This window comes from Cohnella soli (assembly GCF_042655525.1).
GTDB lineage: Bacteria > Bacillota > Bacilli > Paenibacillales > Paenibacillaceae > Cohnella > Cohnella soli.
On sequence record NZ_JBHSMI010000012.1, the window covers coordinates 118057 to 132139 of the forward strand.

14 protein-coding genes and 1 riboswitch are annotated in these 14083 nt (G+C 42.4%); of the genes, 2 read left to right on the forward strand and 12 right to left on the reverse strand.

All coding sequences use genetic code 11. The features are described 5' to 3' along the window. Positions 1-8: 8 nt before the first annotated feature. The 7 genes from ACFPOF_RS06735 to ACFPOF_RS06765 form a co-directional block, all read right to left on the reverse strand. Positions 9-1541, reverse strand: a complete 1533-nt coding sequence (locus ACFPOF_RS06735) for a hypothetical protein (protein ID WP_378130872.1) — start codon at positions 1539-1541, stop codon at positions 9-11. Positions 1542-1604: 63 nt separating this feature from the next. Next, positions 1605-2132 (reverse strand): hypothetical protein, encoded by a 528-nt coding sequence (locus ACFPOF_RS06740; RefSeq protein WP_378130874.1) that lies wholly within the window; start codon positions 2130-2132, stop codon positions 1605-1607. A 15-nt stretch (positions 2133-2147) separates the two neighbouring features. Continuing rightward, entirely contained in the window at positions 2148-3062 is a 915-nt protein-coding gene (locus ACFPOF_RS06745; protein ID WP_378130876.1) for a replication-relaxation family protein, read from the reverse strand. 11 nt (positions 3063-3073) lie between these two features. Next, positions 3074-3925 (reverse strand): 30S ribosomal protein S1, encoded by an 852-nt coding sequence (locus ACFPOF_RS06750; protein ID WP_378130878.1) that lies wholly within the window; start codon positions 3923-3925, stop codon positions 3074-3076. Beyond that, positions 3922-4407 carry a hypothetical protein gene (locus tag ACFPOF_RS06755; protein WP_378130880.1) on the reverse strand — a complete coding sequence of 162 codons (486 nt, stop codon included), beginning with the start codon at positions 4405-4407 and terminating at the stop codon, positions 3922-3924. The genes ACFPOF_RS06750 and ACFPOF_RS06755 overlap by 4 nt, the downstream gene beginning before the upstream one ends. A 94-nt stretch (positions 4408-4501) precedes the next feature. Then, positions 4502-5110: a hypothetical protein gene (locus ACFPOF_RS06760; protein WP_378130882.1), complete on the reverse strand. Its 609-nt coding sequence runs from the start codon at positions 5108-5110 to the stop codon at positions 4502-4504. 163 nt (positions 5111-5273) lie between these two features. Then, entirely contained in the window at positions 5274-5516 is a 243-nt protein-coding gene (locus ACFPOF_RS06765; protein ID WP_378130884.1) for a hypothetical protein, read from the reverse strand. A gap of 308 nt (positions 5517-5824) precedes the next feature. Further along, a riboswitch (cyclic di-GMP riboswitch) is annotated at positions 5825-5907 on the forward strand. A 37-nt stretch (positions 5908-5944) separates the two neighbouring features. Here ACFPOF_RS06765 and ACFPOF_RS06770 point away from each other — a divergent pair. Both ACFPOF_RS06770 and ACFPOF_RS06775 read left to right on the forward strand, forming a co-directional pair. Further along, the gene (locus ACFPOF_RS06770) at positions 5945-6607 is read left to right on the forward strand and encodes a LytTR family transcriptional regulator DNA-binding domain-containing protein (protein ID WP_378130886.1); all 663 of its coding nucleotides are present in this window, start codon (positions 5945-5947) and stop codon (positions 6605-6607) included. Between the two features lie 160 nt (positions 6608-6767). Next, positions 6768-7079, forward strand: coding sequence for a hypothetical protein (locus ACFPOF_RS06775; RefSeq protein ID WP_378130888.1), 312 nt, complete (start codon positions 6768-6770; stop codon positions 7077-7079). A gap of 58 nt (positions 7080-7137) precedes the next feature. On the opposite strand, the gene ACFPOF_RS06780 is transcribed toward ACFPOF_RS06775, so the two are convergent. The 5 genes from ACFPOF_RS06780 to ACFPOF_RS06800 all read right to left on the reverse strand — a co-directional run bounded on the left by ACFPOF_RS06780 (position 7138) and on the right by ACFPOF_RS06800 (position 13917). Further along, on the reverse strand, positions 7138-9528 hold the full coding sequence (locus ACFPOF_RS06780; RefSeq protein ID WP_378130890.1) for a type IV secretory system conjugative DNA transfer family protein: 2391 nt from the start codon (positions 9526-9528) through the stop codon (positions 7138-7140). A gap of 102 nt (positions 9529-9630) precedes the next feature. After that, entirely contained in the window at positions 9631-10371 is a 741-nt protein-coding gene (locus tag ACFPOF_RS06785) for a hypothetical protein (protein ID WP_378130892.1), read from the reverse strand. 632 nt (positions 10372-11003) lie between these two features. Next, positions 11004-11873 (reverse strand): hypothetical protein, encoded by an 870-nt coding sequence (locus tag ACFPOF_RS06790; protein ID WP_378130894.1) that lies wholly within the window; start codon positions 11871-11873, stop codon positions 11004-11006. 158 nt (positions 11874-12031) lie between these two features. Continuing rightward, on the reverse strand, positions 12032-12571 hold the full coding sequence (locus ACFPOF_RS06795; RefSeq protein WP_378130895.1) for a hypothetical protein: 540 nt from the start codon (positions 12569-12571) through the stop codon (positions 12032-12034). Positions 12572-12606: 35 nt separating this feature from the next. Next, positions 12607-13917, reverse strand: a complete 1311-nt coding sequence (locus tag ACFPOF_RS06800; RefSeq protein WP_378130897.1) for a hypothetical protein — start codon at positions 13915-13917, stop codon at positions 12607-12609. Between the last annotated feature and the right edge of the window lie 166 nt (positions 13918-14083).

Here is a 14083-nt window from a genome sequence, read left to right on the forward strand (position 1 = left end):
CAACCTGATCAGAATTTTCGCGACTTTGATTCATCTTCTAGCGAGCTCATTTGATTAAATAATCGCCGGACTTTCGCACCCAACCCGTAATCCTTCTTCATGAGCGCGTACATTTCTTTGGCCACGACGGATCTTGCCAACGGCTTAAAAGGGGCAGCGAGAGTGTTTTTCAACTTTGCATCATCCCAAGCCAGTTTTCCTTCCCAAGCAAGCTTTAGCACAACGTTGCCAAGATCAGGGATTTGCGTGAGCGTAGGAAGAAGCAATGCATCCTTCCATTCGTTTTGCTTAATGTAATCCCCCCACCGGTTCCCTATGACTTTCATTTGTTTGCCTGGAAACTCAGATTTAAGGTCATCTATCTTATGGAGATAATGGTTCAGTTGAACCGGGTCGCCGTCTGCGACAATCCATATCTCGTCGGACATACTCAATATCTTTTTACAACGCGGATCATCATAATGTGATGAGATATCGCAAAGCGTAACGGGATATTTTTTTGCGGCAAGAAGGAGTTGCATGGTATGCCCCTCGTTCCAATTTGGAGTTGGATCGACGTTAGATGGAATCCAATTGACTCCGTGCGTATACCATGATTTTTCTTGCGTGATATATCCAGATCTTTGAATTTGCGCCGGCCAGGAAATCCAATCCTTTGGCGCATTCGTTTCGCCATGCATAAGCTCGTAATATGTAGAGCCGATATACTCGAGGACAGGTTCCATTACTGCAACTGGTACCTTATGCTCCCCGAGCATCCTACCAAAATTGGAACACACGAACGTTGCTCCAGCCCTCGGATAAAGGCTAACAAAGGATATTAATTTAGAATTGAAATGAACCGGCACATGAACGGTTACAATTTTTTCTTCGATTACAATTCGTTCTTTTATTCGTTGTAGCTTTAACCGTTGTTCTTCTGAAGACTTACGTTGCTTGGACTGCACTTCTTCCTCGTCCATGTGCTCGCTATGGTCTTCTTCAGATCGATCCTTCTCGTGAGTCATATCTGGGACGCGATTTTCTGTCGGCAGTGTCTCCGGCAGCCGTGGCTCGGATGCAGGCGGAGCTTCTGGTACAGCCCGCTTATCTTCTTGCTTATGTGATTCCTTGAATGGTTTATCTTGCCGAGATACTGTTTGGTTAGGCCGCGATTGGGCTGGTGCCCGATTCCTTTCTTTCAATCTTTTTTCCAAGAGACCGGTATCGAGTTCATCAAAGCTTATGCAGACATTTCCCTCAGTCTCGAGACTTTGTATGAATTGATCTTTTTCACGATAGTAGATGATCAAAAATACCGTGTCTGGCGATCCGGATTTTACGGTTCGATATATCTTCAGAAATGACTCTTCGGATTTTAGGGTGGCTTCAGGCAGAATCACAACATCTGCTTTCGCTCCCACTGCTTCCCATTGGGGAAAGAAAAAGTCCAAGGAATCAAGCGAACGGATAAAGCGGCCGTAGTCGGACAATTCATCCTGTATCCATTCAGCGAAATCTTTATCGTCATAGATAAGAAATAAGCGTTGTTCTAACTCCATATAATACTTACCACCTTTATTGCGGTATAGTAATCAATTAACTAACATACAACGAATCGTAAATTAGTATCCTACGCCCGCAAGTTCCTTCACGCCGCTGCCGCTTGTCTCCGATGGAAGATCAACTAGCAGCAAGAGATAAAATTGATCGTTCTCCAGAATCAAATCCGCCAATCCGCTTACACGTCGATCGTAAGCACCGGGACGATAACTTTCCACACGAAACGGAATCTCGATCCTACTATTAAGTGTGGAAATGGATACACGGTTCATCCATTTAAATGTCAGGAGTCTCATGTCGTATACAACAGAAGTCGTTTCACCGAATTTTTGGACCGATTTGACCCCGGACTTATAAGCCTCAACTACCTTGCCGATCGCTCGTACCACCATCTGCGATGGAATCGCATATTGCTCACGAACAGGATGGTAGCATTCATTCGAGAGTTTGATTTTGTTCGTGTGCGTTTTTGTCTGGAAGCCAATTTCGCTGATGTGATTGCATACCTGATTGAAGCGGGTCATCACTTCAGTTAAAGACTCGTGCTGAGAACCGTCGGTAAGGAGCTGGATTTTCATCGTATGCAGCACCCGATCCCCTCCTTTCTATCTCAAATCGTAGTACACTTTTTCTCCGTTGTTGAACGTGAAGAAGCCCTGTCGTCTTATGTCAAAGTCGCCATCAAGCAAGTCCTTGTCGGTAACGTACCAGATTGAGGACGCCGCACCTTCTTGTTCGGCGATCTTATTGGCCAATGATGCTTTTTCATCCGACGACACAAGCACAATCACAGTTGCCATTTTGTCCTCTGCGCTAATGAATTCCTTCATAAACCGCATTTGGAAACGAATCGTTTTTACCCACTTTTCATCTTGTCGATGGCAAAGGAGATAAAACGGCATTTCTCTACCTTTCGGATTGCGGAGAACAAACTTTGCAGTCGGCACTACATGATCTTCTTTTCTTTTCAAAGACGGATGAAATTCGAAATGAATGAGATCGAACGATTCTCGCAGTTGAATGTAGAGTTCGTTCGTAATAACGTATCGCATACGGTAGAGCATTGTTGCTGGCTTTGCCATCCGTGGATCCCTTTGTCCTGGAATAATACCGAACTTGTTCTTCAGGATGTCTGTGCCGCTGTCTCCCATTTCATACAGGCTCGGTCGGTTTTTTTCTGGCTGAGAATAGCTTGTCCATTGCGTTCGTCGTATTAATCCATAGTCGATGAGCCGATTCAATCGATTGCGAACCGATTTGTCACGTTCGACTTCCGGAAAAAATAAGCGCTCAATCTGCTTCAATACAAGCCAGCGGTGAACAAAGATGAACCTTACGAGATCGATGTCCCTCTCCGTTATCCAGTTACTTGAAATTTTGCGATCAATATAATGATATGCATGTCCGGGCAGCGCACTTTGCAGCGTCATAGTGGCGTAGGGATCATCCCATGTTGGCTGCTCCGGAACCGCAATATTCGTTTGCGGTTTGATCAAAGGGGAGATGTTCATTTTCGTCATTTCCCCTTCTGTTAAATTTCATGCGGGAAATCGACGATAACCGTGCCGATTCTGCGTTTTTCGGGATTTACATTCTTGATCCGTACCGAACATGTCTTCCCCAGAAGCACACCGTCGCGCGGCATTTTCTTTGGGTTCGGGAACCACGACAGCGCTTCAACGCCCGGCGCCAGTTTAATAAAGACGCCTAAGTCTTGAACTACGCTTGTAATGACGCCGGAGTAAAAGTTTTCGACACCGAACTTCTCACGAACGCGACCCCACGGATCTTCGAGGAGTTCTTTCCTCGAGACGCGAACCTGTTTCTTTTCGCGATCGATGTATTTGATTTTCACTGTGAGCTCGGCGCCGAGCGGAACCAGACCTTTGCCAGATGGTGTCCAGTCATATTCATAGTCTTGAATCGGCAATACGCAAATGACGCCCTTGATACGAACGTAAATCCGTTCTTCTTCAAAACCGGATACGTCACCGGTAACTACGTGGTCGAGATCCGCTGTCTCCCAAAATTCTTCCTGCAGTTCGTCTATCGCCTGGACGCGGGAAAGGAGAATGATCCCCTTTTCTTCGTCGAATACTTTAACTTTGCTTTCGTCCAGACCGATCTTAGCGACGTCTAAAACCATGAAGTCGATTTTGTGGTCAATGAATCCGACGAGAGAGCGGTATTTACGACGGTCGAATTGATCTTCGTAAATTAGTCCCTTGAGGCCATTGTTCAAGTTAACGATTGCGCATTGCATGTTATGGCCGAACGGGGCATGAATTTCAACGCCAGACACAACCCCTTGATGGATTTGTTTCCGTCGTGCCGAAACTTTGTATTCCTGCATCGGGTTTACAGCTAACGCTTCGTTCATCATTGTGGTTTCCTCCCTTTTTTTACATACAAATGATATTGGTTGTGACCTACCTTGCTAATACCGACCAGATGTAACCTGCCTTCAAGTTTATCGAAAACAAGGAGCGACTTCGTTTTAAAGTGCGCATTCACTATCGGTTCTTCGATTTCGGAAGTCCACTTTACGAGATAAATGCCGTTTTGTGTCGGTGTTATTTCCCGCAAATCAACCGGCACATTGAGCTCCTGCAATTCGCGGCCATCCCCTACTTTTTCTGGCACTAAGTCGATCATGAGTGATCGAACAGTTGTATTAAGCATCGACCACTCTCTCAAAAGTTTGGGATTTTCCTTGCGCATATGTTCGACCATCGTGAAGAGGGGCACCTCGTCATACATCATCAGACAGTTATGATAGAATTTATCGATAACTGCTGCGTTGCATGAGGGATGGGTGAGCATGAAATCAAGCTCTTGGATTATGTATGAAGGCCCATATCCCATTTTCTACTCCTTTCCATCGCTAAAGGTAATGTATTGAATAATTAACTAATTAATATATTAGTATATTACTATATGACTATCGGAATGAGAAGAACTATTTTATTCGTTTCAAGTGCCCACTACTTCTTTTGGTTATTGGCTTTTCCGTAAGCTTTGGTTCCAGATGAATTTGTAAGACTGGGTTTCCTAATCGGTCCATTGTATACGCGACGGAATATACGTGATCATCGTTAAGAATCAGAGAATCTTCATCATATCGTGTTCCTGCAACCACTTCATCAATCAAATGGCTAAGGATGTCTTTTCCGTGAATCGTATCCCCATCGACTTCTGCTTCCGGATGCCCATAAAGTTCGGAAAGACCTTTGGAGATATACTTCGCAGGCTCACCTTGTGGATTTAAGATCGTAAGGATTCGCGGTTGATCTACCTTGCAGTAAACAATATGGGCAAATCCATCGTCTCTCTGTTCGAGTTTCAACAGGTTCCCGTTGTAGTTCCAGGTCGAATTGATATTAAACTCCAAACTGAAAATTCGGTCAAGGATGTCGAGAAGCAATTGCTCCCCTTCTTCTCCAGCCCCTTCGAACATAATGTCAGTGTAGCCATAATGGTGTAGCCCGTTCGTTTTCACATACAGTACGTTCCCGTCCAAATCCGTTGTCGTTATCGGCAGCAAGGATGGATCAAAGAATTGTCGCATATTACCTCTCGCCTCCTCTCTTAACCTTTAACTTAATTATACTTCCATTTCTATATTCCACCTAATTATTTAATAGAATTATTATCGCACATAAATGCGAATAGATTTCAATGCCTTTGGCCAAAAAAAGAGATGGAAGAGTTGCTCCATCTCAGTGTTGCGGTTATTCAATTTCAAGTTCGATCCGCTCGATGATTGGTTCGTTCTCCTTGCAGCCTTTAAGCAGTCTAGCATGCTCCATCTTCGCCAGATCGATCGCATGTTCACGCGCCTCTTCGTGCGTATCCCCAATGACCCCAAGCCGAAGTTCCGGTATATACACCGAAATGTTATTGTCGCTAGCGTTCCCTTCAAACAAAAGGGTAATTGCTACCTTGCTTTTTTCCAGAAAGGTTTCATGCTGCACGCTTAATCTTCCCTTCGCCTGTTGTCTTTACTTTTAGTACATATTCACTAACTAAATTAGGATCCAGGTAGAATCCACGCGGTAAATTGTGGTGCATATGTACTATAATTAGTACAGTCGAATTTTACTATGAACGTTAAATAGCGGTCAACACTTTTCTTCCTAATTTGGCTCGATTCGCCATTGCTCGCTATTATCTATCATTATTCGACAGTATTCGACACTTTATTAAAATTTAATGAATTATGTTTCCCAAATACTTTCTGTATGTACTTGAAAATCATGCTATATTTTCTTTAGAGGTTGTATGCAGACTTGAGCAAACTGTGCGAAAGTACAGGACGCAAAACCACGGGTCTAATGCGCAAGCTATGACAGCCGGGTTGCCAATCCTCTGCCTATAACTTAACGAAAGGGACACACAAATTATGATCCAGAACGATATCGGTAAACACTTAGAGTTAATACGTTTGTCGAAAGATTATAGTTTAAGAACCGCTGGTAAGCTATGCAAATTAAGCCACGGTTATATTCGTGATGTTGAACTCGGTGATAACAGGAAGACAGGACCGGCCATCATTCCCCAACCTCAGACGCTTAGGAAGTTTGCTGAGGCATACCAAACAGATTTTAACGAGTTAATGCGAATTGCAGGCCATATAGAAGACGTAAAATCAAGTTCTACCGTTTTCAATACGATAAATATCGATCTTAATAACGTTCTGTTTGTCCAGGTAGACGAATCAAATCGCGTCCAATTTCATCAATCAGATCGCATCTACTATGAAAATATGACGCTACATGAGTTTATGCAGTTAGAAGAACTTTTGGAATCAAATCGTTTTATTCGTGTTCATTCGGGAACATATGTAAATCTGAATCATATTTCCGAATACAACGAAAACTCCGGCCACCTTCAAGTAGGACGAGGAGAAACCGGAAAAGTTGTTGAAATTACATGGGTTCGTGGGCAAATGCTCAAGAATGAAATTCTAAGATCCGTAGCTGCAAATAAAAGACTAAATATGGATTCCAAAGTTGAATTCGTTCAGCAACCGGCTATGCTTAAAGTTCGTAACCTTCAATTTTAATTCTCATTCTTTATATTTTGTCGAATAGTGTTGTTAACATTCTTTAGTTCATGTATACTATCATTTTGCTTCGGGAATGATTGGTATATGTAAATTGTTTAACCAATGTGTTACTATATTAGATAATTGGATGACTAACATAAAGGAGTGCTAATTTGGCATGACTGTTGATTTTAAGATCGAAGGAACATTACAACCCTATTTAGAGAAAATGATCAAAAACTTACCCAATGGACCTAAATTAGTTATGCAGGCGCTTTCAAAAAAGGATTGGAACAAAGAAGATTTATCTTTGAAATCTGGCGTAAGACGTGGAGAATTAAATTTCGCTGTTTGTTATCTTGAAGCATTAGGTTTAGCTGAATACAATTCGTCAGGCCGGCAAAAACTATATAAACTTACACCGCTTGGCGTTTCAGCATTCGAGATGTATAACGCATTATTTATGGACATAAAAGAAGAAGATGAATAATCAAATTTTTATCATGTTAATAAAACAGCCGATACCTCATTAGAGTATCGGCTGTCTTTCATTCATGGCTTGATTGACCTCGTGCTTCCTCAGCTTTTTTGGCAAGCCTCTCCTCCAAATCGGTCAATTTAGCATTCCGGGCAGCGTGTGGGTCCGTTGACTTCGTGTCTGGTTCATTGTCGGAATCCCATGCAGTATTTCTTATGGTATTTTGTGCGCCATCTTCTCCTTCTTTTGATTTCGACTCTGCAGCACGTTGTTTTATCCGATCAAGTTTTTCTGTCTTGCTATCATTCTTTTTGTCTGCCTTTTCTTCGATTGGTACTGATTTTTGCTCTTGTTCATTTGGTGTTACTGATTCTCTCTGACCACTTATCTCAATCTTGGAATATTCCTCTTCTACCTCATCATTCTCAACATCTTTGTCAGTCTCCGTTTGGCTCGATGCAGACTCTAACGGTTCAAACAGCTTACGAGGAAGCGGATAAACCAGTCCGATAACCGGTTCCAGCCTAATGTTATTGCGGACACCCCTGAAGAGACACTCCCCTGGTTCGCCAGTTTTCGGATTATAACCCTTCAGTCTTGTGATTTCACTTGGAAGGACCTTGTACCGTTTCTCCTCTTTCAATTGGGTCTTGAATCCAGTTGTCGACATTTCATCGGTGCCACTACTTTGGCCAATTTGGTATTCCTCACCGATCATATCAGCGTAATATTCCGCATCCTCATTGTCCAAGCCGGCTAGGATGAACTTTTGAACTGCATTTTGTTTAACCATGCCTCCAAGTCGTTCACTCACATCAGTAAGCTGCACGTTGCCCTGATGAATTACGTTTACATAAACTTCAAATTCGCGTGCCATCTCTAGGAATGTGGAGAATTCCTCATCCGCGAACATTTCGAGTTCGTCGACAGTTAATTGATGCGGTCGCACTTTACCCTTTAAGCTTCTACGGAATGTGCTTGCCCTAAGTAAGTTCAAATACAGCCGGCCAACTGTATAAGTCAACGTCTGCAGTTTTCCATATGCCCCGTTTACCAAGACGATTTCACCATTACTCAATGAATCGTCGATATTGAACGTTGAAGGCCCGCAGAAAATTCGTTGTATATATTTACTCGATGTCAGCTCGCTCAAGTAATCATACAGACCCGAATACGTCTTCATTGCGAATTCAGCAGTTCTATCATTACCCATGTTTCTTGTATATTCAAGCAGTAATGATACCTCAGATTCTCGACCGATGAATTCCTGCATAATCTCTGCCCTGTAATCATCATTTATGGGTTGAATAAGACGATTTAGATCGTTGTATGTACAGTTATTACCTTTGCACAGTTTTAATGCCTTGATACTAACGCGTAAGAGTTGAGTGGATCGGCTTTTAAAGTATTGCTCTGCTTCAGGCCCAAGATAGCCATGAAATGCTGATACATTCGCTTCAATCATGGGTTCAATATCTTCGCCTTCCGGCACATAAAACGGGTTCAAGCAATCTGTAAATTCATATTCTGGGTCCAGTCTTCGATACGGCCGTCCTGTTCGATCAATAAAATGTGATAATCGATTGATGAATGAGCCTTTTGGTTCAAGTATTGTTGATCCCATAAAATCATTCAGTATATCCTGGACGACTAGCGTGGTTGCTAAGAGTGTTTTACCGGCGCCAGTACCACCGATCGTTTGGGAATGTTGGGCACGGTCCTCTCTTCCGAGCTCCATCAATTCACTCTGCTTATATTTTGTAGGAACGGTATGAAACAGTTCCAGTTTGCATTCTTCTGAATAATACCGCAAATGACTCAAACAGCCCTTTTCGCTTAAGTCTACCTCCTCGATGGCTGCTGCAAGGTCCGCATTTGAAACACCTTTTCGCGATTCCACGCTTCCCTTTTGACCATTTATTGATTTCGCGATCAGATCCGCTTCTTCGGCTGCCCTCGTCAGCTTGCTGAAAATAGTCGCGCGAATTTTGATATGAAGCGTATAGTACAATGTAATGATTATCGTACCAAAAAATAAAATACATGAAATGGCAAGACCTTTCCACCCCGGCACATACTTCATGAAAATTTGACCTGCAGCCATTATACTGGTTGCATTCAAAAACGTTTGTATTATTGGCTTTGCGTAAGTGCTCTTGAAAAAAAGCGGACATGAATAAATTAGATGACCCATGAAGCATGCTAGGAGAAGCGGAATTGCCCTGTAGAACACCGGATGCCCCACTCCGTAAAACAAATCCTGGTACTTCCCGACTAACCATAAGAAAGAAAGAATAATCAGCATCAGGACACCAATAGCCTGCATATTCCATATAGCATTTTTGTTCGCAGGGTCCATGGCAAATCGTCTGATCTGTATAAATACATTCTTGAACATGAAAGCAAACATATGCCCAAGTACCGAAAATATCCCTCCAATGACCATGCCAATATACTTCATGGCGCCACTCCAATTCATGTATATTAATATATTAAACAAGTATCATGATACAATAAGTCTACTCTTTTGTCATTGACACACCTTAAAGAACAACGGATTCTCCTATCCGTTGTTCTCTTCATATTCCTTCTTAAGCTCTTCATCAAAATGTGAGTCGACGTACTCCTTAATAAAGGTCGTTTTGGCTTCAATATCTTCTGACTTGAATATAAAGCCTTTCTTCTTCGGGTTTAGGGCCCATTCCTTTGCGGCTCTGTCTGCCAATCTTCTCTCAATCTTCTTTTGTGTTGTTAACTGGTCGAAAAGCATTGTTCTTATTTCTATATTCCTTTGCCTCTTCTCCTCTGCTGGATCCGGAAGAAGTAATCGTTGATTTTCGTAATTTTCCTTCGCAGACTTTAGTTCTTCTTGGGCACGCAGCATTTGCTCTTTTACTAAGTTCAGCTCTTCCAATTCCGAACGGATGATTTCTTTTATGCGATGTTCAGATGCGATCAAACCAGTTCCTGGATCAGTTTGGCCGCCATCGGTAGGGTCATAGTTTAAATGTTTGCTAAATCGCTCATCTGACTGAATCATGGTTGAAATAGCATCCATTGTCATATTTTTTCCAAAACGTTTTTTCGCCTCGTGGATGAACAACAAGATTTGTATATCAATCTCACTATAAATCCGTTCTCCTCTTTGATTTCGCGGAAGCGTGTGAACTTGAAGTTGATGCAAGTCGTTGCTCCAATTTCGTATTGTTGGTATAGGCTCATTAGCTCCCATACTCAAAAGTCGCTCTCTTGCTGCTCCTATCGTATGATACCCCTCAAATTTCTTGAAAACATCATCTGACATGGGGACCACCTCCCTCTCATCGTAATCTTAGATTTATTTCAATCGCATTATCGCACCTTATAGCAGTCTCCCAGATACCAATATGCTGTTGGCACCAATTTATTATATCACATCGCAACAAACTGTTAACATCCAATCAATAGATTAACCACAGGCTATCAGCTATTGAAAGCCTATCGAAAGCCTATCAATATTTAATTGCAAATATATTATTAGCATGCTAATGATCTCCTAATAGTAGACTATCATATTAAAACTGCCTATCTCCCAGTAGAGTGTTATTAGGTTGTGATATATCATTATGCATGTAATTTTTACCTATCAATAGCCTATCACATGTTAATAGCCTAAATTGTCTCGGCATAGTTTTGAAATTTTATGCTGCGGGGATAGGGGGTGTAGGGGGCCGAAATGGATGCCGGCACTTGTCTGCAAATTCGTCAGACTATAATTTGAATGTTATTATAATATGATTTATATGTTATTATTGTGCTATTAATATAGAATCAATATTAGATATTAATTTGAACTATATTTGATTATTACAAGATTAATATCTAATTATAATTTTATTTGAATGCAATTAAAAAAACGCCTCCTGCGAAAGGAGGCGCTGCACCTTAATATGAAGATCATTCGGAATCTGAAGAAATTTGGTTCGAAGGGGGAGGAGGGGTCTTGCCATGAACCTGACCGTCAAGAAGTTTTCGGATTCGTTCTGCATATTCCGCCGAATCACGATCACGTTCGGTTTGATGACGTTTTTCAACGTTAAGTACCGCTCTTTCTAAATCTAATGCGGCCCTGCTCGTCAACTTCTCGATCTCAGATGCGTGCTTTTCATCTTTTTGTTTTAGTTGGTACTCAAAGCGTTCTTTGACTTCGTTTAACTCGATGATCCCGCGATCAGCACTTTTCTGTAGTTCTTTAAGATCCGCGCGCAACTGTTCGGCTTCCTCGATCGCACTTCGACCTGCATCAGCTGCACCTTTTTGCTCGGATAGGAGGGAGGAGAGGTCTCTAATTTGGGTTTTATAACCTTCAGAAAGCTCTTCATCCTTCTTCCGAAGAGACTCTAATTGTTCTATCAAAGACTTTTGCGAATCAGTGTTCTTTATTAACTCCTGATTGGAAATATCCTTTTGCTTATTCACCGTCTTTAATTCCTGAATCTCGTCCAGAGCATTTCTCAATTCCAAGGATACTTTGGCCAACAACTCATCGTGCTGTTGCGTCATTTCCATTCTTCTTGCAGCTTCCGTTTGGATCATGGAAAGGTAAAGTTCAACGAACCTTCGACTATGATAATTCAACTCATCCAGTTGTTCCTTGTAACCTGATGATCCGTCTCTTTGTAGTTGTAATTCAAAGAGAGAGAGGAGTTGCGCATAGAACTCGCCTTTTTCCTCAAAACCAGAAGCATCGTAGGCAGCCTGCGCTCTTCGTTTGGTATCTTCAGAAACCTTATACTGGACAACCTCATTTTTCTTTTCTTCTGACATCGATATTCTCCTTTCACAACCATCGTATATTCCTCGATTATATCCTAAATTTGTTCTTTAGTATACTTAGTAATACCGGTATACCGTTGTAAAATCAAGGTTTTGTGGTATGTACATGAAAACTCCCCGCTAGCAATTTGCCGGCGGGGGTTTCACTCTTAGTTACTATACGACTCAAGCACATTATCGCTAAACTTTTTGGCTGCACTACGCTTAGTCCCGGATGCAGTCTCAGGAATCGATGATGGATTCGGTGGTGAAGTGGAAGGGGCGGTATGTAAGCCGGTCGTTGACTCATCTATACTTTTTTCTTCCGCAATTGTTCGTTCCATAGTTAGAGTGGCGGGTTCGGCTGCCCTTTGCAAAGGTTCGTCTGGTGCCACCACGTTCGATGCAGGAGACGGGGGAGGGCTTGAGAAACCACCCCCGGACTGGCTTTGGAAATCTGCAATTTGAGCAAAATGGGACTGAGAAGTAGTCATTTGTAGCAGAGATTTTAGAGTCTCAACGGTACGGTGTTGCGGAATAAATTGTTGAAGATTCCGTAAACCATTTACCGCAATCTCTTGCTGGATAAGGTATCTAAGGGAGTCACTATAGGCACTCTGTAAATTCAGCCACTTACAGACAATATCCTCTTCATCTTCTCGTAATTTCAGTACAATTGGTTTCCCTGGAACGGCTTCAGTTTTTTTCAAAGGTGTCACCCCCGATCAATCAAAATTGGTGGTAATTAACGCTGCTGTGCAGACGCAATCTCTTTTTTTGATTTTTGGGGAGTCGACGGGATTCCAACGGCCCGCGCCTTCAAAGCCTTATAAATATCACTTCTAACGAAGTAATCAAGTCCCTCAGCGTTAAGAGTTACCGCATACTGAGCAGGCACATAGAACAGTTGGATCCGAGACTTATCAGCCAATTCTTTCAGCTTTGGATACAGTTGCTCTTTCATGAGAATGCTGCCACCGCCGTAGACGGTGAGAATATCAATTTCGTTTGCACCGATTTTAAGGATTTGGTCCGTGATGTGCTTGATGATTTGATTCGCTTGATTTTCGCAATGCGGTCGAAAAGCCTGTTTTGCTTCACTCAAGAATTTATGTGGACGGTCAGAAAATTCACTTCTCAAAATATCGCTGTACTGCTGACGAGAAACAGAGTTGAACGCGTGCGGGGCGAGACTCAATAGATCGTTTATAGAATCGCTAATGGCATGACCGACGCCATGGTTTACCCCGTCACAGAAGTCGTTATCCACCGCGTCGCCTTTTGTGAATGGGCTATCGGCTGTACCGTCTCCCAGGTCAAGATGTAATATATTTTTCCCATCCAGATAGCTTCCATCTGTCTCTTCCGGAAGGTTGTATTCCTTGGCGAATTCCGAAAAGAGATCCCGTTTTGTATTCTCATCTTCTGGCATATAACTCCCGGTTCTCCAATTTCCTTCCGAGTCCATTTGGAGCGCAAATACAGGAGGGGTTCCTTCTTGCAGAAGGTGGACGTACTCGAAAGAGATCTTAACATCAATTTTTTTTGTGAGGCCAAGGTGGAAAGAGACCGTATGTGTCCCATCCATGAATTTCTTTTTCATTATTTCGATGTTTGCCGGCGTATGCTGTTTGACCGGAAGAGCGGCCGACATATCAATGGTTAAATCGATATCTTGTACATCCGGATCCAACTCAATAGCCTTTTCAACCGCACGGGCCGCCATAATCGCGAGTGTGTTCACGTAAGGGACATCTTGGTCGGCTTTAGACCGGTTGCCTTTGACGTATAGGCTTGTTACATTTTCGCCAAACGTTTTAAGTGCATAGCGGCCCACAACGTAGAGGTTTGTACGAACTGCGCCGGAAATGATCGATACTGCAATGTTATCGTAGATATTTTTCAGATTCTTCTTCACGTCTAGATCGTCATCGGCCCAAGGATTCTGGCCAGCTACTGCAAATACGTTCGGTTGACGAATGAGCTTCCCTTCAATAATCGCATCTAATTCCGAGTTTCCGAAGTCCAGGCCTGCATCCGTGAAATGAAGTTTCATGGTTTTTCCTCCCGAGGATAATATATCATTCTAGTACGATTGTATTCCCTTTTAATATTCCAGTCAAATAAGATAAGAATTATTTTAATATCGGATTATAATCCGATTAATATCCAATTCAAGTAAATGCATGACTTCCCCCATTTTCGCCCCTTTACTTCACCCC

Bases quoted from the DNA above. Each gene is read 5' to 3' on its own strand.
- ACFPOF_RS06735 (WP_378130872.1), bottom strand. From the start codon at position 1,541: ATGGAGTTAGAACAACGCTTATTTCTTATCTATGACGATAAAGATTTC.
- ACFPOF_RS06745 (WP_378130876.1), bottom strand. From the start codon at position 3,062: ATGACGAAAATGAACATCTCCCCTTTGATCAAACCGCAAACGAATATT.
- ACFPOF_RS06750 (WP_378130878.1), bottom strand. From the start codon at position 3,925: ATGATGAACGAAGCGTTAGCTGTAAACCCGATGCAGGAATACAAAGTT.
- ACFPOF_RS06755 (WP_378130880.1), bottom strand. From the start codon at position 4,407: ATGGGATATGGGCCTTCATACATAATCCAAGAGCTTGATTTCATGCTC.
- ACFPOF_RS06760 (WP_378130882.1), bottom strand. From the start codon at position 5,110: ATGCGACAATTCTTTGATCCATCCTTGCTGCCGATAACGACAACGGAT.
- ACFPOF_RS06770 (WP_378130886.1), top strand. From the start codon at position 5,945: ATGATCCAGAACGATATCGGTAAACACTTAGAGTTAATACGTTTGTCG.
- ACFPOF_RS06775 (WP_378130888.1), top strand. From the start codon at position 6,768: ATGACTGTTGATTTTAAGATCGAAGGAACATTACAACCCTATTTAGAG.
- ACFPOF_RS06780 (WP_378130890.1), bottom strand. From the start codon at position 9,528: ATGAAGTATATTGGCATGGTCATTGGAGGGATATTTTCGGTACTTGGG.
- ACFPOF_RS06785 (WP_378130892.1), bottom strand. From the start codon at position 10,371: ATGTCAGATGATGTTTTCAAGAAATTTGAGGGGTATCATACGATAGGA.
- ACFPOF_RS06790 (WP_378130894.1), bottom strand. From the start codon at position 11,873: ATGTCAGAAGAAAAGAAAAATGAGGTTGTCCAGTATAAGGTTTCTGAA.
- ACFPOF_RS06800 (WP_378130897.1), bottom strand. From the start codon at position 13,917: ATGAAACTTCATTTCACGGATGCAGGCCTGGACTTCGGAAACTCGGAA.